The organism is Ligilactobacillus ubinensis (assembly GCF_024160875.1).
Classification (GTDB): Bacteria; Bacillota; Bacilli; order Lactobacillales; family Lactobacillaceae; genus Ligilactobacillus; species Ligilactobacillus ubinensis.
Window position 1 is genome coordinate 56,999 of the sequence record NZ_JAIULA010000002.1, and the last position, 20,968, is coordinate 77,966.

Below are 20,968 nucleotides of genomic sequence, written 5' to 3' on the forward strand. Positions count from 1 at the left end.
TATATCCTGATTCATAACAAAGTATATGGCAAAAAGCGCAATCTTGTCAACCAAAAAGTTTAATCATTGCTCTGTTTATTTGCTTTACGGCGTGCATGAATTTCTTGACGTCGTTCAATTTTTCGTTGTTGTTGCTCATTTTTCTTAATAACCCGTTTAATCTTATTTTTATAACCAGGTTTTCTTTTCTTCTTAGCTTTACTAATCATTCCTTTTAGTTCTGGTGCTACTTTATTTTTACGTACATGTCGCTTTACACGACGATTGCGATCATAGGAATCAACTATTTCTCCTGCTTTGATAGCTTTAGGTGTGAAATGTATCCCCATTTGTTCAAGTTCTTCAATTTTTTCTTCTTCACTAGGCTTATATAAAGTAATTGCAATTCCTGACATTCCATTTCGTCCAGTTCGTCCCACACGATGTACAAAAAATTCTAGATCTTCCGGCACATCATCGTTAATTACATGGGATATCCCTTCAATATCAATTCCGCGAGCAGCTAAATCTGTTGCAACCACAAATTGGTATTCTAAATTCTGAATTTCACGCATTACTCGTTTTCGTTCACGCGGTTGAATACCACCATGAATTTTCGCCACTTTCAATCCCTGCGAACGCAGATAATCTGTTAATTCATCTGCACGAACCTTAGTATTGGTAAATATCAATGCCAAATATGGTTCACCCATCGTCAGTATCTGATACAGTAACTGGTTCCGATCTCTACCCTTTGTCGATAAAAGCCAATTCTTGACAGTCGGACTAATAACTGTTTTATTTTCAACTACTTCAATAACTGGATTGCTCATATATTTATGCAAAAAAGGTTGTAATTTAACTGGGATAGTAGCTGAAAATACTAACATCTGTAAATCAGACGGTAATGTAGATGCAATTGCATCTGTTTCCTTTAAAAAACCTAAATCTAAAGTCATATCTGCTTCATCTACAACCAAGTAATGTGCATTATGAATATCTAATGCATTGCTTTTAACTAAATCAAGAACCCTTCCCGGTGTCCCAATAACTATTTGTGGCTGCGTATGCGCTAACTTTTCAATCTGCCTTTTTTTATCTGTTCCTCCCACATAATTATGAACAACAATTTCGCCTTGTGTGAATTTTGCAATTTGCTTAGCTGCCGCATAAATTTGATAAGCTAATTCACGACTGGGTGTAGTAATTACCGCTTGCACTTTTTTTTCATTAGCATCTATTGCATTAAATATCGGCAATAAAAATGTATGGGTTTTTCCACTTCCTGTTTGCGATTGACCTACAACACTTTTACCTTTACTAATAACTGGGATTAAACGTTCTTGTACTGCTGTTGGTTCTATGAAATTAATTTCTTCTAAAGCCTCATTGATAAATGATTTAAATTTATAATCTGTAAATTGCATTATTTCTCCTCAAATTGCTGCACTATCTGCTGTCGCCGCAAGTGCATCTAGTTTATTTATATAATCGTCAATACCATCAGCACTAGCAAGCACTGCCCCACTTGCTAAAGGATGACCTCCACCTTTATATTCTTTTGCCAGTTCATTGATTACTGGTCCTTTAGAGCGAATTCTTAACCGATATGACTGATCTTTTTGCTGTACAAAAACTGTCCAACAAACAACATTTTCTAATTTACCTACTAGTGGAACGATTTGTGATGTACCACTATCACCTAATTTGAAGGTTTCCATGACGTCACGATTCAACACAATGTAAGCAGCATTATGTTTGGTTACCACCATATTTTGTAAAACATAGGCTGATAGTCGTGCAACTGATTCAGTAATTCCATCAAGTTTTCTATTAATTAAAGGCGCATCAATACCTAATTCAACTAATTGTGCAGCTATTCTTAATGTATGTGGTGTTGTTGCAGAATACATAAATCTACCTGTATCTCCAACAATACCAGCATATAACATTGCAGCTGCCCGACTAGGTAAAACAAGTTCTTTAGCCAAACTATTATACAAGTCAACAATTATTTCCGAACAACTTGATGCTTCAGTATTAACCCAGCAAATATCACCATATACATCATCATTTGGATGATGGTCAATTTTAATTAAATATTTACCAGTAGTATAGCGTTCATCATCTACTCGCGGTGTATTTGCAGTATCCGTTACAATAACAAGTGCATTTTGATAAACTTCATCCGCTATTTCGTTTGGCGTAGCAATCCAATTCAAACTAGCAACATTTTCGCCAACTTGATATATCTTTTTGTTGGGAAAACTAGCCCGTAAAATTTCAGCTAATCCGCATTGAGAACCATAAGCATCCGGATCTGGTCGTTTATGACGGTGAATCACTATCGTATCATATTTTTTAATCTGTGCTAAAATTTCATTTTGAATTGTCATATCTATCACTCCTGTGCGATTTCTACCTAACACTTTAGTTTAACGGAAAAAGTTCTAAAATACAAAATATATTCCCATTTTCTCATTTAACCCCATAGCGATAATTGTTTATCTTCATCTGCCATCGGTGCTAACCCTGTCATCGTTAAGCCTAATAAACGTACATTTATATTTGTCGATTGTATCTGTTCAAACAATTGTTTTCCGTAATAAACTAAGATTTCTGTATCATTCTTAAAAAAATCATTTTGTGTCAAGCGCTTCGTTATCGTTTCAAAGTCACTATTTCTAACTTTGATTACTAATGTTTTTCCATGTAGCTTTCTTTCTTGCAACGTTCCTGCTAGTTTTTTAGCAGCCCAATTCAAAAAATCATCCACTTCTTCAATAGTTGTTAAGACTTGATCGTAAGTCCGTTCATTTCCAATAGATTTACGTTCGCGTTGCCATTCAACTGGTCGTTCATCAATTCCACGAACACATTGATAAAAAAAATAACCAATCTTTCCAAAATTTGCAATTAACTCTGCTTCACTTTTTTTTATTAAATCTGCTCCAGTATATATGTTAAGGGCATGCATTTTTAAAACTGTCTTTTTTCCAACCCCTCTAAATTTTTCAATTGGTAATGGTAATAAAAAATCACTAACATCTGCTTGATGAACAACTGTTAGTCCAATTGGTTTGTGATAATCTGAAGCAAGTTTTGCTAAAAATTTATTATACGAAACGCCAGCCGAACTAGTTAAATGCGTTTTTTCAAAAAGCTCCCATTGCAACTTATGCGCTAGCACGACTGGATCAACAATATTTTTTTTGTTAACTGTCACATCAAGATAAGCCTCATCAAAAGCAATCGGTTCAACTATATCCGTATATTCATGAAAAATCGTATGAATTTCTGCAGAAATTTTTCGATATTTTGGAAAATCTGGTGTTTTAAAAACTGCATCTGGACATTTTTCTAATGCTTCTGCAGCAGCCATAGCAGAGTGAACCCCATATGAACGAGCGATATAATTTGCTGTTGCCACAACCCCTTTTCCTCCAGAATGCCTCGGATCCCGGGCAATAACTAAGGGCTTATCTCTCCATTTAGGATTATCTCGCATTTCGATTGAAGCATAAAAAGCATCCATATCTATATGAATTATCTTTCGCTTTTTTTCCATAGCTTCACCCTCAAACCGAACTTATTTTCTATATTTTATTATACTAAATTTATTTATTGAAGCAAAGCAATAGCCATTTTCTCTTTTTTGTATATAAACTTTGAACTACTTTAGCATAACTAACTGCTTTATAGTACATATTTCAACACTAAATATTCAACGAAAAAAAGTCCAGGACTAGGTCCCAGACTCTATACATAAACTACTATTTTAATCAATAATGTCTACAGCAATTCGTTTTTTTGTAAAATCACGTTTCACTAAGTTTTCAGTTGTTTCTCCAATAGCAACCGAAAAACACGGTACGAATTCGGTTGGAATACCTAGCTTAGCTTGTAAAGTCGCATTTTGTTCCAACTTAGTCATAGCTCCCATAATATCGCAACTTCCTAGATCTAATGCAGTAGCTGCTAAAGCAATATTTTGTGCTATTGCTCCAGCACCAATATATTCCATTTGACTCGGATTTTTAGCTGTAATAATAATTAAGGTTGCTGCCCCATACAATAAATGTTTATCTTTGCCAAATGCAGCATCTATTTGAGCAAGATATTCTTTGTTTTGAACAACTGTTAGTCTAACATTTTCATATTGTCCCATTCCAAATGGACTTGCTTGTGCTGCTGTTAATAGAACATTTAGTTGTTCTTTGGAAAGTGAACCACTTTTATAATTTCTAATTGACCTTCGCGTAGCAATTGCTGTTAGTGTATCCATGTCAAAGCCTCCTATATTGTACTTTTTTGTTCTAAATAGTAAATTCCCAATGATTTCCATCCTTGGCAAGTAATTTTTCTGACGTATCTGGTCCCATCTCTCCACACGGATAATTAGGAAATACAACCTGATCCACATTATCATCCCAAGCTTGCCGAATTGCATCCACAAACTTCCATGAATATTGCAATTCCTTCCAATGCGTAAAGTTTGATGCCTTACCTTTTAAAGCATCTAAAATTAACTTTTCATATGCTTCTGGAACTGACTTTTTTTGTTCTTCAGAAAGCTTATAATCTAAGTTTAGCCGATGAGTATCAAAATCATAACCTTGACCTATTGTTTTTGAGTTTAATTGTAATCTTAAACTAGGTTCTGGATCAACAGTAATCGTCAACACATCGTGGCGCAAATCATTATCTGCAAAAACATTGTTAGGTACTTGTTTAAAGACCACGTCTATTCTCGTTGCTTTTGTTGCTAATCGTTTTCCTGTACGAACGTATATTGGAACTCCGGCCATATCCATCGTATTAATTAACAATTTTCCTGCAACAAAAGTTTCTGTCATTGAGTCTGGCGCTGTTTGATCTTCTTGTCGATATGCTGGTAGATTTCTACCTGAATCATATTGCCCTCGAACAAAGTTTTCTTTAACTTCATCTTTGGTATATACTTTCAGACATTTTAGTGCATTTATTTTTGCATTCCGAATATCAGCGTCAGTAAAACTAACTGGTGCGCTCATTGTCAATAACGCTACAATCTGCAACATATGGTTTTGAATCATATCTCGTAAAGCCCCTGCAGTTTCATAGTAACCAGCACGTTCCTCAACACCAAGTGCCTCGCTTAATGTTACTTGAATATTACTAATATACCGATTGTTCCACATAGCATTAAAGATACTATTCCCAAAGCGAATTGCTGCAATATTTTGGACCATTTCTTTACCTAAATAATGATCAATTCGAAAAACATCATCTTCTGGAAAAGATTGTGATATTTCGTTGTTCAAAATTGTGGCACTAGCAAAATCACGTCCAAATGGTTTTTCTACGATAACACGATTATAACCTGTGGTGGTCTTAAGCTCTTGTGATTTTAAATGCTCACAAATTGTTCCAAAAAAGCGTGGTGACATTGCTAAATAAAATAAGCGATTACCGCCAATTTCATATTTCCCATCAAGCTTTTCAGCCAATTGGCGTAACGTAACATAGTGGCTTGTATCAGTAACATTATGCGACTGATAGTAAAAGTGATTTGAAAATGCAATTGCTGTTTGTTCAGAATCATACATACCATCAATTGAATCTTTAACAATTTCCCGATAATAGTCATTTGTCCAAGGACGTCTTGCTGTTCCAATAATAGCAAAATTTCTTTTTAAATAACCTTTTTTATATAATTCAAAAATAGACGGATATAATTTTCGCTGTGCCAAATCTCCCGTCCCACCAAAGATAATAAAAAGTGCCTTTTGTTCTTTAATCATTAAATCTAGCACCACTTTCTTTACATTTATAAATCCATTATACTAACTCTTTTAGTAATAAACAATTGTTTGAATTCAATTGACATATGCTTTTTTCATTAATTGTTATTTTTTCCAACAAGATCGTTAAAACTGTTTTTCATATGCTAGTCTGTAGTACAATTAATGTAATTTAACATTTAAAATAGAGGTATGTATTACTATGAAACCATATATTCATACAGTTCAATACTATGAAACAGATCGTATGCAAATTACCCACCATTCCAATTATGTTCGTTGGATGGAGGAAGCCCGCGTTTCTTTTTTGGATCAATTAAACTGCAGTTATACTGACTTAGAAAACATGGGGATTATTTCGCCTGTTGTTGCAATTAACTGCAAATATCTTCAATCAACAACTTTTGCTGATAAAATCAGTATTATTGTTAACATAAAAAAATTCAATGGTATCAAACTCGTGTTAGTTTATAAAATGCTTAACCTAGAAACTGAAAAAATTGTTTGTACAGGCGAATCTTCACATTGCTTTACTAACAAAAATGGAAAGATTTTAAATATGAAAACCCTAAAACCTGATTTTTACCTGCGTCTAAACTCCGCATCAAATTAATTTATCTGATTTTATTACAAAAAACCGTTAGATTTAGTTCTTTAAAAGTAAAATCTAACGGTTTTTAATATACTTTTTTAGTCTGTAAATCACTTTAAATTAAATGAACACCTTTATCTACATAGATTGTATCTCCAACAACTCCCGTAGCTAAATTACTCATTAAAAAGGCACATGCTCCACCAATCTCCATTGTTGTAACAGAATGACCGTCAACCGTTCTTTCCTCTGACATACTTAATAATTCCGTATGTCCTTTGACTCCTGTTACCGCAAGTGTCTTAACTGCACCTGCAGAAATGGCATTTACTCGAACACCATATTTTGCCATATCACGCGCTAAATATCGAACTGATGCTTCAAGTGATGCTTTTGCAACCCCCATTACATTGTAATTTGGAACTGCACGTTCAGAGCCAAAATAAGTTAGCGTAACAATGCTTGCAGGATTGTTCAATATTTCTTTACCATATTTAGCTACTGCAATTAGTGAATATGCAGAAATATCCTGTGCTATTGAATAATCACTTCTTGTAGCATCCATAATATCCCCACCTAAAGATTCTTTAGGTGCATAAGCAATTGCATGAACTATTCCATCTATTTTACCAAAACGTTGCTCAACAGTTTCAAAGGCAGTCTTTATACTTTCGTCTTGTGAAACATCACATTGCACTAAAACATCTTCATCATCAACTAATTTATGCAGACTTTTTTTCAAACGTTCATTTTGGTATGTGAAAATCAGTTTCGCTCCCTGATCTATCATAGCCTGTGCACATCCCCATGCAATTGAACGCTTATTTGCTGCTCCCATGACAAGGATTTTTTTGCCTTGTAATAAATTACCCATTAGTATTAATCCTCCTTAAAACTTACGAAAACGCGCATGGCGTCTTTCAATCAATTCTCTTGGCGTTAATGCCATTAATTTAGTTAATTCTTCATCAATCACTCTTGTAACTTGCTTAATTACTTTTCGATGTGAAGTTGGTTCTTCAATAATTCCATCAATAATTCCTTGACTTAGTAATGCAGTCGGTGTTACTTGCATTACAGCCGCTGCTTCATCAGCACGTGTGCTATCTTTCCATAAAATAGACGCAAAACCTTCAGGAGATAAAACAGTATACATACTATTTTCAAACATCCACACTTCATCTCCTGCTGCTAAGGCCAAAGCTCCACCACTACCACCTTCACCAAAAATAATTGCTAAAATAGGTACACTTATGTCTCCTAATTCTAATAAATTACGTGCTATAGCTTCACCTTGACCTCCTTCCTCAGCAGTGCGGCCCGGATATGCCCCTGCCGTATTAATTAATGTAACAATTGGCCGTCCAAACTTTTCAGCTTGCTTCATTAAACGTAAAGACTTGCGGTATCCATCTGGGGTAGGTCCGCCAAAATGTTTGGCAATCCTTTCTTCGGGTGAAGTTCCCTTATCAATTGCAATTACTGTTACTTTTTTATTGCCTAATTGTGCAAGTCCACTAATAATCGCTGGATCATCACCATTTAGACGATCGCCATGTAATTCAAAAAAATTTTTGAAAACACCATTTATTAGTTCAGAAGCAACTATCTTATCCTGTGAACGAGCTGCTTTAACAATTTCTGCAGCTGTTTTAGGTATTTTAGGTTTTCTTTCAAATAAACTAACCATGACGACCACCCTTCTTCTTATTCATTTCTAGCAGCCAAGCTATGGTATCTTTTTGTTTATCACGAGAAACGATTGCATCTATGAAACCCTCTGCTAAAACTGTCTCAGCATCTTGTAAATCTTCAGGAACTCGTTGATGTATTGTTTGTTCAATAACTCGTTTACCAGCAAAGCCAACTAACGCACGTGGTTCAGAAATAATAATATCGCCTTGCATCGCAAAACTAGCTGTCACTCCTCCAGTTGTTGGATCCGTGAGAACAGTTAAGTAAAAAAGGCCTGCATTAGAGTGTCTTTTTACCGCTTGTGAAACCTTTGCCATCTGCATTAATGAAAATATACCTTCTTGCATTCGAGCCCCACCTGAAGCTGTAAATAAAACAAGTGGTAAATTCTTCCGTGTTGCCTCTTCAAATAAGCGAGTTATCTTTTCGCCTGTTATTGTTCCAAGTGAACCCATAATAAATTTGGGATCCATAATACCCAATGCACATTCTTGATTATTTATTTTTGCAATACCTGTTAAAACTGAATCATTCAAATTAGTTATTTTTCGCGCTTTAGTTAATTTATCCATATACCCTGGAAACTCTAACGGATCTTTTGTTATCAAGTCAGTATCCATTTCTTTAAAATCGTCTACTAACCATTCTAATCGCTCTCTTGCTGTAATCCGAAATCCATATGCACAACTTGGACAGGCCTGATAAACACCTAAATCTTTATGATAGAAGGATTGATGACACTTTGGACAAGAAATCCATAAACCTGTAGGAACTTTTTGTTGAGCTTCCTTATTAACTTTTACATGTTTATGGCCCAATGTTTTTAGTTCATCAAACAACTGCATTACTCTTTTTCCTCCTTCCATTTAGGTAAGAATGTCTTTTCTAAATAATCTGTCGTCACATCATCATCTAAAAACACCTTATCTTTTAGAATTGCTAAATGAAACTCTTGATTTGTTTTTATACCCATTATAACCATTTCGTTTAATAAACGTTTAACTTTCTCGATAGCTTCATGTCGATCATGTCCAAGTGTGATTACCTTAGCAATCATCGAATCATAATATGGCGAAATAGTTACACCTGAGTACAAAGCTGAATCAATTCGCATACCTAAATTGCCTACTGGAAAATACAAATATTTTACTTTTCCGACAGAAGGAGCAAAATTGCGCGCTGGATTTTCTGCATTTATTCGACATTCAATGGCATATCCATTTGTGTGAATATTATCTTGTGTAAAAGGCAGCGGTTCACCTGATGCAACTTTAACTTGTGCCTTAACTAAATCAATCCCTGTTACCATTTCTGTTACGGTATGCTCTACTTGAATCCGTGTATTCATTTCCATAAAATAGAAATTATGCTGCTTATCCATTAAAAACTCAATTGTCCCAGTGTTGAGATAATCAATTGCATTAGCAGCACGCATAGCAATTTCACCCAAATTTTTTCGCTGCTCTTTTGTAATAATAGAACATGGACTCTCTTCAATCATCTTTTGCTTGTTACGTTGAACTGAGCAATCTCTTTCTGGAAAATAAACCGTGTTCCCCTTTTGATCTCTGAAAATTTGAACTTCTACATGCTTCACATTTTCCATAATCTTTTCAAGATACATTCGGTTATCATCAAAAGCATTCTTTGCTTCTCTTCTTGCCTCTTCAAATGCTGCTGCTAATTCAACAGCAGTATTAACCCGACGAATTCCCTTACCACCGCCACCAGCTGCTGCTTTTAACAAAATAGGATAGCCCACTTTTTGTGCAACTTCTTTGGCTTCTTTAACGTCTGAAATAAAGCCTTCGCTTCCTGGAATAACCGGAACATTGCTTTTTTGCATTTGAATCCGTGCATTAGCTTTATTTCCCATCAAGTCAATTGTTTCTGAACGAGGACCGATAAATTTCAAACCACACGCTTCACACATTTCGACAAAGCGGCTATTTTCAGATAAAAAACCAAATCCGGGATGAATCGCTTCTGCACCTGTTCCAACTGCAGCAGCTAAGATATTCTTCATGTTTAGATATGATTCTTGGGGCCTTGCTGTACCCACACACACTGCTTCATCAGCAAGTTGAACATGTAGACTTTCTCGATCAGCCGTTGAATAAATAGCAACCGATTTGATTCCTAATTCTTTTAAGGAGCGAATGATTCGAACCGCTATTTCTCCACGGTTAGCAACTAAAACTTTCGAAAACATCGTCTTTACCTACCTTACTACTTTTAGCTAATCATAAAAGTTAACTCAGCCGTACATGCTTTTTTACCATCAACAGTTGCAACAGCTTTTCCAAGTCCTACATTATTTCTAATTTTTTCAAGTACTACTTCGATTTTAAGTGTATCTCCAGGACGAACAACTTTTCTAAATTTAGCTTGCTTTATGCCACCAAAATAAGCAGTTTTTCCTTTAAACTCATCCATTGAAAGCAACGCAACTGCCCCTGTTTGAGCCATTGCTTCAACAATTAAAACCCCTGGTAAAACAGGATTTCCCGGGAAATGACCATTAAAGACCTGTTCATGTGCTGTTACATTTCTAACAGCAACCGCACGTTGCCCAGGTTCTAATTCATCTACACGGTCGATTAATAACATTGGATAACGATGTGGAATAATTTTTTGAATTTCTGTTATATCTAAAACCATCTTAACCCTCCACTACTTTGAAAATCTTCTGATCAAATTCAACTAACTCTTCATTTTCAACTAAAATTTCACTAACAATGCCATCAACATTACTTTTAATCTCAGTCATCATTTTCATTGCCTCAATAATGCAAACAACATCGCCTTTATGAACCCGTGATCCAACTTTGACATATGCTTGTTTATCAGGTTCTGGTTGTAAATAAATACTCCCTACCATCGGTGAAGTAATATATTCACATTTTTCAGTTTCTTCTTTTGTTTCTTTTACTTTTATCTGCTCTACGTTTTGTTTGAATTCAGGATTTGCATGATGTGGTGGTAAAAAAGGTACATCATTTTTACTTAAATGCATGTGAAATCCATCTACTTCAATTTCCAATTCTCGCATTGGAGAAGAGTTAAATTCATCCATTAATTTTTGTATCTCTTTAAAGTCCACTTCTACTGTTCACTCCATTTTTTTAACGCTAAAACAGCATTATGTCCACCAAACCCAAGTGAATTGCTAATTGCATACTGCAAATTATTGACAGGCATTGCGTTTGTCTTGACAACGTTAATTTTGCATTTTTCATCTTGATTTTCTAAACCAACATTTGCTGGCAATTTGCCTTGCTGTAATGCCGCTATTGTTGCAACAGCTTCAACGGCACCAGCTGCTCCTAATAAATGACCAGTCATTGACTTAGTGCTACTTACGTATACTGAACTATTCTCACCAAATACATTATTTATCGCGATAGACTCACCTTCATCATTTGCATGAGTTGCTGTCCCATGAGCATTTATATAACCTACTTGGTTTGGCTCAATCTTCGCTTCCAAAAGAGCTTGTTGCATTGCATGAGCTGCTCCTTCACCAGTTGGATCAGGTGCGGTCATATGATATGCGTCACAAGTTGCACCGTAACCAACAATTTCAGCTAAAATTTTCGCATTTCTTTTTTTGGCATGCTCTTCGCTTTCCAATACTAAAGTAGCTGCTCCTTCGCCTAAAACAAAGCCTGAACGATCTTTATCAAAAGGCAAAGATGCTTTTGTTGGATCTGTTTGTTTAGATAAAGCAGTTAATGCTGCAAAGCCTGCAATACCTATTTCATTGACAGATGCTTCTGCACCACCTGCTAGCATCACTTGAGCACGGCCTTCTTTTATCTGACGGTAAGCTTCACCAATTGCATTAGTTCCAGAAGCACATGCTGTCACTATCGCTGTACAAATGTTTTTTGCACCCACAGTCAAAGCAACATTACCTGCTGCCATATTTGCAATTGACGTTGGAACAAACATTGGGGATACCCGCTGTGGCCCTTTATCATGCATCTTAATAACCTGCTCTTGAATCGTTGTTAAGCCACCAATTCCGGAGCCAATAATAACACCCATTTCATATGGATCTACATTTTCTTTTGTAATACCCGCTTGCTCAACTGCCTCAAGTGCTGTATGGACTGCATATTGAGAAAATAAATCCATGCGACGTGCTGCTTTCTTGCCAACTCTTTGTTTAGGATCAAAATCCTTCACTTCACCAGCAACTGTAATTCCAGTTTCAGTTGCATCAAATTTTGTAATAGGTGCAATGCCCAATTTACCAGTCATGAGATTAGCAATGAAAGTTGGTGCATCATTTCCAATCGGGGTTAAAGCTCCCATTCCAGTAATTACTACTTTAGTCATCTAAAATTCCTCCTAAATCGTCATCCCACCATCTATTGTGATGACCTGTCCAGTTATATAATCATTCTGAGCTAAGAAAAGAGCTGTTTGTGCAACTTCTTTTGCATTCCCAAAACGTTTCAATGGAATTTCACTTAATATTTCATTTTTTACTTTATCACTTAAAACCTCTGTCATATCGCTAACAATCATTCCAGGTGCAATTGCATTACATCTTATATTGCGCAGTGCACCTTCTTTTGCAACACTTTTTGTTAAACCAATTACTCCGGCCTTGCTAGCTGCGTAATTTGCCTGACCAATATTGCCATGCAATCCAATTACACTAGCAAGATTAATAATAACGCCAGTTCTTTTTTTATACATTTTTTTCAAAAAGGCTTGTGTCATTTGAAATGTACCGGTCAGATTTATGTTGATAACATCTTGAAAATCTGCTGCTTTCATTCCAATCAGCAACTTGTCATTCGTTATCCCTGCATTGTTTACCAAAACATCAATCTGATCAAAATTAGCATATGCCTCTTTAACCATGCGCTTTACATCTTCACTTTTTGAAATATCACCTAAAACGGTTAGTACTTTTACGCCATAATCTTCAATTTGATTAATTAACTGTGATGAAATTTCTCTACGTGCATTCAAAATAATATTACTGCCCGCTTTAGCAAAAGCAATCGCTATTTCTTTACCGATACCTCGCGATGATCCTGAAATAAACACTGTTTTATTCTTTAAATCCACATTAATTACCTCGTAAAATTTCTCCAAAAGCATTGTAAGTTGCTAAATCTTCAATATGATAACGTAAAATGCTTTTATCTACTTGCTTAACAAATTTGCTTAGTGTCTTTCCTGGGCCTATTTCAAGTACTGCGTTGACCCCAGTATTATCTATTAAATATTTGGCACAATCTCCAAAATGAGTTGGTACACAAACTTGACGTGTCAAAACATTTGCAATTTCTTCTTTTTTAAAAGGGTGTGCAGTTGTGTTACTCATCACCGTGACACAAGGATTGCCAAAAGCAACTTTTGCTAAGCGCTGTTCTAGCTTGGTACTTGTATCTTTAAAAAGCGGGGTATGAAAAGCCCCGCTTACTTTCAACGGCACTACTTTTTTCGCCGCACCAACATTTTGCAATTCATCAACTGTCTTAGAAACTGATTTTGGACTTCCACCTATCACAACTTGTTTGGGTGAATTATAATTAGCTATCCCCACTGGTTCTGTAGAAGTACTTATTTGAGAACAAATAGCTTCGACTTTGTTAATATCTGGATTTAACACAGCAGCTAACATACTCGGGTATGTATCTGCATCTTTTTGCATATATACCCCTCTATCACGTAAAATCTGCATGCCATCTGTATAGCTTACTGCTTTACTGGCTATTAACGCAGCATATTCACCTAATGATAAACCAAGCATACCTACTACATTAAAATCAGGATAATCCCGTTTTAACATTGCATATATCCCTATGCTTACAGCCACCAATGCCGGTTGAACATTAGCTGTCTTATCCAATTGATTTTCTTTGTTTTGCAATATTTTAACAATGTTTAATTTAGTTAGTTCACTAGCTTGATCAATATATTCTTTAAATAATGCATCACTATGATAAAAATCAAGTCCCATATCAGTATATTGTGCACCTTGACCACTAAATAAAATACCAAATTTTTCCATGTTCAAGGCCTCCATTGCTAAAATTACTTAGCGTCAAGTTCTTTTTTTACGTAGTTAACAACATCTTGAATTGTCTTTACATTTTCATCTGCTTCTAACTTAACATCTAAATCATCTTCTAATTCATTCATAATTTCAAAAACATCTAATGAATCAGCATCCAAATCATCTTTAATATCTGCTTTTAATGTTACATCTGCATCATCAACATCCAATTGTTCAATTACGATTGCCTTTACTTTTTCAAAAATTTCTTGTTCTGTCATAATAATATTTCTCCTTTAAAATAAGTTTTAATTTAATATTTAATAATTTGTGTTCCAACGGTTAAACCACCGCCAAAGCCTACTAACGCAACAACATCACCACGCTTAATTCTTTGCGAAGCAATTAATTCATCTAGTAAAATTGGCTCACTTGCTGCTGAAGTATTTCCATAATGATTAATATTCACAGGAAATTTGCTTAGCGGTATTCTCAAACGCTTTGAAATTGTTTTGATTATTCTTTCATTAGCTTGATGCAAAATAAAAACATCTATTTGTGCAACATCTATTTGCGCTTTTTCACATGCCCTTTGTAATGAAAGTGGAACTTCTCTAGTAGCAAATGAATAAACTGCCCGACCATCCATTTTAAAAGCTGAAATTTCTCGCCGTTCACTAAGTTTTGGGGGGAATTCTGATAATGCATTATTTACCCCCGCTGAGAGTTTATCACAATCCGCTCCAAAGGTTTGCAAATCAGATGCCAAAATCTGTGATTTTCCTGTTTGATCAGTAGCTAATAACACACCTGCCGCTCCATCACCAAAAAGTACTGCCGTTGCACGGTCACTCCAATCAACAACTTTAGAGAGTGTTTCACCACCAATGACCATTACTTTGCAACAACGCTTTGTTAATAAAAATTGACTTGCAACCTCAAATGCATACGCAAAACCGGAACAAGCCGCTGATACATCAAATGCAAATGCATTACTAGCTTGTAAATTTCCTTGTACAATTGCAGCTGTTGCTGGCGTATATGAATCTGGCGACATCGTAGCAACAACGATTAAATCTAACTCATCTGCTTTCCAACCACTTTTAACTAACAAGTCTTCTGCTACATGAGTACATAAATCTGAAGTATTCTCGCCAATACTTATATTTCTTTTCTTAATGCCTGTTCGACTACTAATCCATTCATCTGAAGTATCCATCAATTTAGTTAATTCAGCATTGAACACCGCTTTTTCAGGTATATAATGTGCTGTTTGGATAATTTTTATGTTTTCCAATCAATTTTCTCCTCAAATTAAGAATGTTCATGTAAAAATTGTTCTAAATTCCACAAAGCTTTTTCTATTGTTTTAATCTCTGTAGCATCTAGATCTTTTATAAAACTATTAACCATCATATTATGAAATGCTTCGTGTGCTCGATAAAAAACTCTCCCTTTTTTTGTCAAGCCAAGACGAATAACACGTCGATCATCTGCAGATCTCAAACGCTCAACGTATCCTTTTCTCACTAAACGATCTACTGTCGCTGTTAGTGTTCCAGGCGTTAAGTGTAACTCCTTAGCAACTTCCGAGGCCGATTTATGATCGTACATTGTGACTGCATGAATTGCATGCATCTCTTTCATAGTCAAATCATTAAACTTACTCTTGCTTAATTCATTTTCTTCAATCCACATGATGCCACTGTATATTCTCACTAGCGAGTCATTGATAGCTTTATCTCTTTCGTCCATACCTATCTACCGCCTTATCTTTCTTACTCGAATAGTTCGAACATCAAAATAATAACAAGACATAAGTCTACAATATCTAGATCTTTTCAGTTCTGTTTTCAACAACAAACATCAACTCAGCCGTGCAAACTTTCTTGCCATCAACAAGTGCTGAAGTCTCAACAATACCCATATTAGCCCGCTTTTTGGTCATTGTAATTTGGAGCTTCAAAACATCTCCAGGACGTACTAATTGCTGAAATTCAGCATTTTTAACTGAGCCCAAATAAGCTGTTTTACCTAAAAATTCAGGTGATTTCAAAATCAAAATAGATGCTGCTTGCGCCAATGTTTCGATAATCAAGCTTCCTGGCATGATTGGATTACCTGGAAAATATCCTTCAAAATAACCTTCATTAATAGTTACATTTTTTGTAGCTATTATACTTTCACCTGGCTTAATTTCATCAACGTAATCTATATAGCAAATAGGGTATCGATTCGGAATCAAATCCATAATTTCTTGCGCATCCATTACTTTCACACTTGTCACCTCACTTATTCAAATATATTTCGAACATCAAAATATTCGATAGTTGAATGATATTACATGTCCTGTACTATGTCAAATTTAGTTCAAAGTAATATTTTTTGCAAATATAAATAAAAAATTAAATTTAATATATCCAAAGCATTTTCAAACCTTTGTTAATTATATTCTCTTTGAAGTATATAACATCTTATATTTATCTAGGACATATCAGCAAACCATTATTTTTAAATTAACAAAGTATCACATTTAAATTAATGAAAAATAAAAAAATAAAAATGATGGCTTCAAAAAATAGTTTGATAACCAAAATTTTTATTTTATTCTAATAATTTATTTAACCCTAATTTTTTATTTTGGACTAATTCTACTTTTTCCAAAGGAATTTTATTAATGCCTTATTCACTTGCGCATTATTATGCAGCTGACTATGCTGTGCTTTTTTTCCAAAAATCTCTAATGTCTCATACGTTTTGGCTCGATTTCTTATTAAAAATTCAAGAGATCGAGCAGAATTAATCGACACTACTCCATCTGAATTTGATCCATCCTCCAAATTACCATATATATTTAAAACCTTTACTTGATTTTTAGGATATGTCTTACGTAACTTGGTTAAATCTTGATAGCTAGTTGTCATAGTTGACGGTTTTCCCCGACTATTTAAAGTATATTTTTTAGGTGTTCCTTTCCACCCTATAACCCCATTAAAGGGTCCAGCTATGTTTACCTGCTTTTGTAATTGTGGCAGGTTTTTATTGCTTGCGTTTTTTAACATATAATATTCTAAAGCCATATTCCCCATCGAATGCGCTACTACATTGAACTTCTTTATCTGATACGTTTTCTGTAGCTTTAATATTACATTTTTTAGCCATTGACCTGAACGCTGATAATCAATCAATTTGTTATCCGCAAAATTCACTTCTACAATTGGATTAATTGCAGTTGAAATAAATTTTCCTTGTAAGGTAACTACCCCTTTTTTATTGACATTTGCTCGAATAACATTATTTGTAACTCCTGTATTCACAGCAGCATTAACCATTTGCTTTTCTGCTTTATAGCTACTACCATATCCATGAATAAATAGTGTTGGTGTTTGTGACTGAACATATTTTTCACTTTGAGCTTGGCGAATACCCTGCCGTATAATTAGTCCACCACCTAAAAATACTAGCAAACAAACTAACACTATGAAGGTCACTTTACGTGTCTTTTTCACAACTTAATTTCCTTTCTCAATCAGCTAATGCGCGTATTTTTTGACAAGGATTTCCCGCAGCTACTACATTAGCCGGTAAATCATTTACAACTACACTTCCTGGTAAAACCATTGTGTTTTTCCCAATCGTTACCCCAGGACATAACAATACCCCTCCACCCAGACAAACATTTTCTCTTATCTTGATAGGTTGTTCATAACAATAATGCTGTTTTCGTAATTCTGGCTCTTGCGCATGGTTAGAAGTATAAATACCACAATGAGGACCAATTATGACATTATCTTCAATTATTAACCTCGCACAATCAATAAATGATACATCTTGTAAAATAGTTACATTATTGCCAATACTTAGATTAAACCCAAATTCAGTTAAGAAATTGGCTTCAATTCGTACATTTTCTCCTAAATACGCAAATAACTTTTTTAATTTTTTTAAATCATATTTATTCCTGTGTAAAATTCCATTATTATAATCTCTACAAATCTCAAAAGAAGTTTTTCGAGCTAAATCAATGTCATCGTTATAATCATAATAAAGCTCACCATTATTTGTAATAGCCTTTATCCGTTCAATAAGTTCATCATCCATTTTTTTACCTTTTTAATTTATTTTATTAAACAAAAAAGGACGAAAAAAATTCTCATCCTCTTTTTTATAACAAAATACTTTATTCTTCTTTTTTATCATCTGTTACTTTAGTATCTGTAACTACGTCATCATCAGCAGTATCAGTTGTTGTATCTTCAACAGATTCTATTTCAGTGTTGTTTTGATTATCCTTTAACTCTTCAGATTTAGTCGGAACAACTTTTCCAACTGCGCCTAAATTAAACACTAGATAAATACCATCACAATCCAAAGTAACAGTTTTTTCTTCTTGGTTAATACTATCTATAACACCATGTAATCCACCAATTGTTACTACACGGTCACCACGTTTAAGACTACTCATCATTTCTTGGCGTTTTTGTTGTTGTTTCTTTTGTGGACGAATCATCATAAAATACATAAAAACAATTATAACAACAAACATTAAAATTGTTGAATATGATCCGGCTGAACTTGCACCTAAAAGCATACCTGACATCTCCTTAAATTATACTCTATTTAATACTTTAACAAAAAAAAGACTCTTTTACTAGATTTTTTAGAAAAACACTAAAAATTACGTGCATTTTTCTTGTTAAATCCATATTCTTCAAAAAAGTTTTCTTTAAAATCAAGTAAGTTATCATCCATAATTGCTTGACGAACTTGCTTCATTAAATTAAGCAAGAAGTACAAATTATGATAACTTGTTAGTCTTAAGCCTAAAATTTCTTCAGTTTTTAACAAGTGTCTTATATAAGCACGTGTATAATTTCGACATGTATAACAATTACAATTATCATCTAATGGGCTAAAGTCGCGCGCAAATTGAGCGTTCTTAACCACTAGCCGCCCATGTGATGTCATACACGTTCCATTACGTGCAATTCGAGTTGGCAATACACAATCAAACATATCAATTCCACGAATTGCTCCATCAATTAAAGCATCTGGTGAGCCTACTCCCATTAAATATCGTGGCTTGTTTTCTGGTAGTAACGGTGTCGTAAACTCTAAGACATGATTCATTTCAGCTTTTGATTCGCCAACTGATAATCCACCAATTGAGTAACCTGGAAAATCAAGCGACACTAAATCTTTTGCACTTTGTTGGCGTAGTTCTTGATGCCCACCACCTTGAACTATTCCAAACAAAGCCTGTGTTTCAGGATTTTTATGCGCTTTTAATCCACGTTCAGCCCATCGGCTTGTTCGTTCAACTGATTTTTTTATATAACTATAACTTTCAAAAAATGGTGGACACTCATCAAAACTCATCATGATATCTGCACCTAAAGCATTTTCTATTCCAATCGCCTTTTCAGGAGATAAAAATAGTTTTTCCCCACTCATATGATTTCTAAAGTGAACACCTTCCTCAGTAATATTACGTAATTCTGCAAGTGAGAACACTTGAAAACCACCTGAGTCAGTTAAAATACCTTGATCCCAATTCATAAATTTATGCAATCCGCCTGCTTCTTCTACCAGATCTTCACCTGGACGTAACCATAAATGGTAAGTATTAGATAAAATAATACCTGCTCCCATTTCTTTTAATTCTTCAGGTGACATTGCTTTAACAGAAGCTTGTGTTCCAACCGGCATAAACATTGGTGTTGGAAAAGTTCCATGTGGAGTTATTATTTCTCCTAATCTTGCTCCTGTATGCTTTTCTTTTTTTATCAAACGGTATGTTATCGCTGGTTTTGTCATACAATTCTCCATTCCTATTTTATAAACATGGCATCGCCAAAACTAAAGAAGCGGTATTTTTCTTCAACCGCATGCTTATATGCGTTCAATATCGTTTCTCTCCCTGTGAATGCAGCGACAAGCATCACTAATGTTGACTTAGGTAAATGAAAATTAGTAATAAATGCTTGTACCACTTTCCATTCATAACCTGGCCAAATAAAGATATCTGTCCAACCACTATCCGCTTTTATTTCTCCATTAAATTTTGAGCCAATCGTTTCTAGCGTTCTAATTGAAGTTGTCCCTACAGCAACAATCCGCCCCCCATTTTTACGGACTTCATTGAGCGTTACTGCAGACTTTTCATCCAGACGGTAAAACTCACTATGCATTTTATGATCTTCAACATTAGTTACACTAACCGGTCTAAATGTACCTAAACCAACATGCAAGGTTAAATAAACTAACTTAACCCCTTTTTCTTCAATTTTTTGTAATAATTCTTTTGTAAAATGTAATCCAGCTGTTGGTGCGGCTGCTGAACCAACTTCACGTGAATAAACAGTTTGATACATTTCTGGATCATCCAATTTTTCCTTAATATACGGTGGCAGTGGCATTTCACCTAATCTATCTAAAATTTCTAAGAAAATTCCTTCATAATGAAACTCAATCATGCGTCCACCGTGTTCTAATTCTTTTGTCACAGTTGCTGTTAACTGACCATCACCAAAAGATAATTTAGTTCCTACTTTAGCTCGTTTAGCTGGTTTAACTAATGTTTCCCATTCATCACCTTGGGTATTATTCAACAACAATACTTCAACATGACCACCAGTATCTGGTTTGATGCCGTAGATACGAGCTGGCATAACGCGTGAATCATTCATCACTAAAGCGTCCCCAGGATTTAACTCATCGATTATATTATAAAAAATATCATCTCGCATCTCATCTGTTTTAGAATTTAATACTAACAATCTTGAATGATCTCGCTTTTCAAGCGGTGTTTGTGCAATTAAACTTTGGGGTAACTCATAATCAAAATCTTCTGTTGTTAAATGTTCTACTTTAGCCACTTCTAAATACCTTCTTCTA

24 protein-coding genes are annotated in these 20,968 nt (G+C 34.8%); 1 reads left to right on the forward strand and 23 read right to left on the reverse strand.

The features are described 5' to 3' along the window. Positions 1-59: 59 nt before the first annotated feature. The 5 genes from LB941_RS01415 to zwf form a co-directional block, all read right to left on the reverse strand. The gene (locus LB941_RS01415) at positions 60-1,406 is read right to left on the reverse strand and encodes a DEAD/DEAH box helicase (RefSeq protein ID WP_253358862.1); all 1,347 of its coding nucleotides are present in this window, start codon (positions 1,404-1,406) and stop codon (positions 60-62) included. A 9-nt stretch (positions 1,407-1,415) separates the two neighbouring features. Continuing rightward, entirely contained in the window at positions 1,416-2,375 is a 960-nt protein-coding gene (locus LB941_RS01420) for a DHH family phosphoesterase (RefSeq protein WP_253358863.1), read from the reverse strand. 86 nt (positions 2,376-2,461) lie between these two features. Next, the gene (gene dinB, locus LB941_RS01425; RefSeq protein WP_253358865.1) at positions 2,462-3,547 is read right to left on the reverse strand and encodes a DNA polymerase IV; all 1,086 of its coding nucleotides are present in this window, start codon (positions 3,545-3,547) and stop codon (positions 2,462-2,464) included. Positions 3,548-3,757: 210 nt separating this feature from the next. Further along, the gene (locus LB941_RS01430; RefSeq protein ID WP_253358867.1) at positions 3,758-4,264 is read right to left on the reverse strand and encodes a nitroreductase family protein; all 507 of its coding nucleotides are present in this window, start codon (positions 4,262-4,264) and stop codon (positions 3,758-3,760) included. A gap of 31 nt (positions 4,265-4,295) precedes the next feature. Continuing rightward, positions 4,296-5,762, reverse strand: a complete 1,467-nt coding sequence (zwf, locus tag LB941_RS01435; protein ID WP_253358869.1) for a glucose-6-phosphate dehydrogenase — start codon at positions 5,760-5,762, stop codon at positions 4,296-4,298. Positions 5,763-5,964: 202 nt separating this feature from the next. Here zwf and LB941_RS01440 point away from each other — a divergent pair, with 202 nt between their 5' ends. Beyond that, complete coding sequence (locus LB941_RS01440; RefSeq protein ID WP_253358871.1) at positions 5,965-6,375, forward strand: acyl-CoA thioesterase; 411 nt, start codon at positions 5,965-5,967, stop codon at positions 6,373-6,375. A 94-nt stretch (positions 6,376-6,469) separates the two neighbouring features. Here LB941_RS01440 and fabI read toward each other — a convergent pair whose 3' ends face one another. From fabI to queA, 18 genes are all read right to left on the reverse strand, one after another. Further along, on the reverse strand, positions 6,470-7,228 hold the full coding sequence (gene fabI, locus LB941_RS01445) for an enoyl-ACP reductase FabI (protein WP_253358874.1): 759 nt from the start codon (positions 7,226-7,228) through the stop codon (positions 6,470-6,472). Positions 7,229-7,243: 15 nt separating this feature from the next. Then, positions 7,244-8,044, reverse strand: a complete 801-nt coding sequence (accA, locus tag LB941_RS01450) for an acetyl-CoA carboxylase carboxyltransferase subunit alpha (RefSeq protein ID WP_253358876.1) — start codon at positions 8,042-8,044, stop codon at positions 7,244-7,246. Then, complete coding sequence (gene accD / locus LB941_RS01455; RefSeq protein WP_253358878.1) at positions 8,037-8,894, reverse strand: acetyl-CoA carboxylase, carboxyltransferase subunit beta; 858 nt, start codon at positions 8,892-8,894, stop codon at positions 8,037-8,039. Before accD ends, accA begins: the two co-directional genes overlap by 8 nt. Continuing rightward, positions 8,894-10,261 (reverse strand): acetyl-CoA carboxylase biotin carboxylase subunit, encoded by a 1,368-nt coding sequence (accC, locus tag LB941_RS01460; RefSeq protein ID WP_253358880.1) that lies wholly within the window; start codon positions 10,259-10,261, stop codon positions 8,894-8,896. Before accC ends, accD begins: the two co-directional genes overlap by 1 nt. Positions 10,262-10,284: 23 nt before the next feature. Next, on the reverse strand, positions 10,285-10,710 hold the full coding sequence (gene fabZ, locus LB941_RS01465) for a 3-hydroxyacyl-ACP dehydratase FabZ (RefSeq protein ID WP_253358882.1): 426 nt from the start codon (positions 10,708-10,710) through the stop codon (positions 10,285-10,287). 1 nt (position 10,711) lies between these two features. Then, complete coding sequence (locus LB941_RS01470) at positions 10,712-11,125, reverse strand: acetyl-CoA carboxylase biotin carboxyl carrier protein (RefSeq protein WP_425270469.1); 414 nt, start codon at positions 11,123-11,125, stop codon at positions 10,712-10,714. Between the two features lie 29 nt (positions 11,126-11,154). Beyond that, positions 11,155-12,393 carry a beta-ketoacyl-ACP synthase II gene (gene fabF / locus LB941_RS01475; RefSeq protein ID WP_253358891.1) on the reverse strand — a complete coding sequence of 413 codons (1,239 nt, stop codon included), beginning with the start codon at positions 12,391-12,393 and terminating at the stop codon, positions 11,155-11,157. 12 nt (positions 12,394-12,405) lie between these two features. Beyond that, a complete protein-coding gene (gene fabG, locus LB941_RS01480) occupies positions 12,406-13,137 on the reverse strand; it encodes a 3-oxoacyl-[acyl-carrier-protein] reductase (protein ID WP_253358892.1) in 732 nt (243 codons plus the stop codon). Between the two features lies 1 nt (position 13,138). After that, on the reverse strand, positions 13,139-14,086 hold the full coding sequence (locus LB941_RS01485; RefSeq protein ID WP_253358893.1) for an ACP S-malonyltransferase: 948 nt from the start codon (positions 14,084-14,086) through the stop codon (positions 13,139-13,141). Between the two features lie 23 nt (positions 14,087-14,109). Continuing rightward, complete coding sequence (locus tag LB941_RS01490; protein ID WP_253358894.1) at positions 14,110-14,352, reverse strand: acyl carrier protein; 243 nt, start codon at positions 14,350-14,352, stop codon at positions 14,110-14,112. 32 nt (positions 14,353-14,384) lie between these two features. Next, complete coding sequence (locus LB941_RS01495) at positions 14,385-15,368, reverse strand: beta-ketoacyl-ACP synthase III (RefSeq protein WP_253358896.1); 984 nt, start codon at positions 15,366-15,368, stop codon at positions 14,385-14,387. 17 nt (positions 15,369-15,385) lie between these two features. Then, positions 15,386-15,826, reverse strand: a complete 441-nt coding sequence (locus LB941_RS01500; RefSeq protein WP_253358901.1) for a MarR family winged helix-turn-helix transcriptional regulator — start codon at positions 15,824-15,826, stop codon at positions 15,386-15,388. Between the two features lie 76 nt (positions 15,827-15,902). After that, a complete protein-coding gene (fabZ, locus tag LB941_RS01505) occupies positions 15,903-16,349 on the reverse strand; it encodes a 3-hydroxyacyl-ACP dehydratase FabZ (RefSeq protein WP_253358902.1) in 447 nt (148 codons plus the stop codon). Between the two features lie 373 nt (positions 16,350-16,722). Next, positions 16,723-17,580 (reverse strand): alpha/beta hydrolase, encoded by an 858-nt coding sequence (locus LB941_RS01510; protein ID WP_253358903.1) that lies wholly within the window; start codon positions 17,578-17,580, stop codon positions 16,723-16,725. 16 nt (positions 17,581-17,596) lie between these two features. Then, the gene (locus LB941_RS01515) at positions 17,597-18,172 is read right to left on the reverse strand and encodes an LbetaH domain-containing protein (protein ID WP_253358905.1); all 576 of its coding nucleotides are present in this window, start codon (positions 18,170-18,172) and stop codon (positions 17,597-17,599) included. A gap of 79 nt (positions 18,173-18,251) precedes the next feature. Beyond that, complete coding sequence (yajC, locus tag LB941_RS01520; RefSeq protein WP_253358907.1) at positions 18,252-18,662, reverse strand: preprotein translocase subunit YajC; 411 nt, start codon at positions 18,660-18,662, stop codon at positions 18,252-18,254. An 80-nt stretch (positions 18,663-18,742) separates the two neighbouring features. Continuing rightward, entirely contained in the window at positions 18,743-19,888 is a 1,146-nt protein-coding gene (tgt, locus tag LB941_RS01525) for a tRNA guanosine(34) transglycosylase Tgt (protein WP_253358909.1), read from the reverse strand. Between the two features lie 14 nt (positions 19,889-19,902). Beyond that, positions 19,903-20,949, reverse strand: a complete 1,047-nt coding sequence (gene queA / locus LB941_RS01530; RefSeq protein WP_253358911.1) for a tRNA preQ1(34) S-adenosylmethionine ribosyltransferase-isomerase QueA — start codon at positions 20,947-20,949, stop codon at positions 19,903-19,905. Positions 20,950-20,968: the final 19 nt, after the last annotated feature.

Coding starts and splice junctions, on each gene's coding strand:
- yajC (WP_253358907.1), bottom strand. CDS start 18,662: ATGCTTTTAGGTGCAAGTTCAGCCGGATCATATTCAACAATTTTAATG.
- fabF (WP_253358891.1), bottom strand. CDS start 12,393: ATGACTAAAGTAGTAATTACTGGAATGGGAGCTTTAACCCCGATTGGA.
- LB941_RS01500 (WP_253358901.1), bottom strand. CDS start 15,826: ATGGACGAAAGAGATAAAGCTATCAATGACTCGCTAGTGAGAATATAC.
- zwf (WP_253358869.1), bottom strand. CDS start 5,762: ATGATTAAAGAACAAAAGGCACTTTTTATTATCTTTGGTGGGACGGGA.
- LB941_RS01430 (WP_253358867.1), bottom strand. CDS start 4,264: ATGGATACACTAACAGCAATTGCTACGCGAAGGTCAATTAGAAATTAT.
- accA (WP_253358876.1), bottom strand. CDS start 8,044: ATGGTTAGTTTATTTGAAAGAAAACCTAAAATACCTAAAACAGCTGCA.
- tgt (WP_253358909.1), bottom strand. CDS start 19,888: ATGACAAAACCAGCGATAACATACCGTTTGATAAAAAAAGAAAAGCAT.
- dinB (WP_253358865.1), bottom strand. CDS start 3,547: ATGGAAAAAAAGCGAAAGATAATTCATATAGATATGGATGCTTTTTAT.
- LB941_RS01420 (WP_253358863.1), bottom strand. CDS start 2,375: ATGACAATTCAAAATGAAATTTTAGCACAGATTAAAAAATATGATACG.
- accD (WP_253358878.1), bottom strand. CDS start 8,894: ATGCAGTTGTTTGATGAACTAAAAACATTGGGCCATAAACATGTAAAA.
- accC (WP_253358880.1), bottom strand. CDS start 10,261: ATGTTTTCGAAAGTTTTAGTTGCTAACCGTGGAGAAATAGCGGTTCGA.
- LB941_RS01485 (WP_253358893.1), bottom strand. CDS start 14,086: ATGGAAAAATTTGGTATTTTATTTAGTGGTCAAGGTGCACAATATACT.
- fabI (WP_253358874.1), bottom strand. CDS start 7,228: ATGGGTAATTTATTACAAGGCAAAAAAATCCTTGTCATGGGAGCAGCA.
- LB941_RS01515 (WP_253358905.1), bottom strand. CDS start 18,172: ATGGATGATGAACTTATTGAACGGATAAAGGCTATTACAAATAATGGT.
- LB941_RS01440 (WP_253358871.1), top strand. CDS start 5,965: ATGAAACCATATATTCATACAGTTCAATACTATGAAACAGATCGTATG.
- LB941_RS01415 (WP_253358862.1), bottom strand. CDS start 1,406: ATGCAATTTACAGATTATAAATTTAAATCATTTATCAATGAGGCTTTA.
- LB941_RS01470 (WP_425270469.1), bottom strand. CDS start 11,125: ATGGATGAATTTAACTCTTCTCCAATGCGAGAATTGGAAATTGAAGTA.
- LB941_RS01490 (WP_253358894.1), bottom strand. CDS start 14,352: ATGACAGAACAAGAAATTTTTGAAAAAGTAAAGGCAATCGTAATTGAA.
- fabZ (WP_253358882.1), bottom strand. CDS start 10,710: ATGGTTTTAGATATAACAGAAATTCAAAAAATTATTCCACATCGTTAT.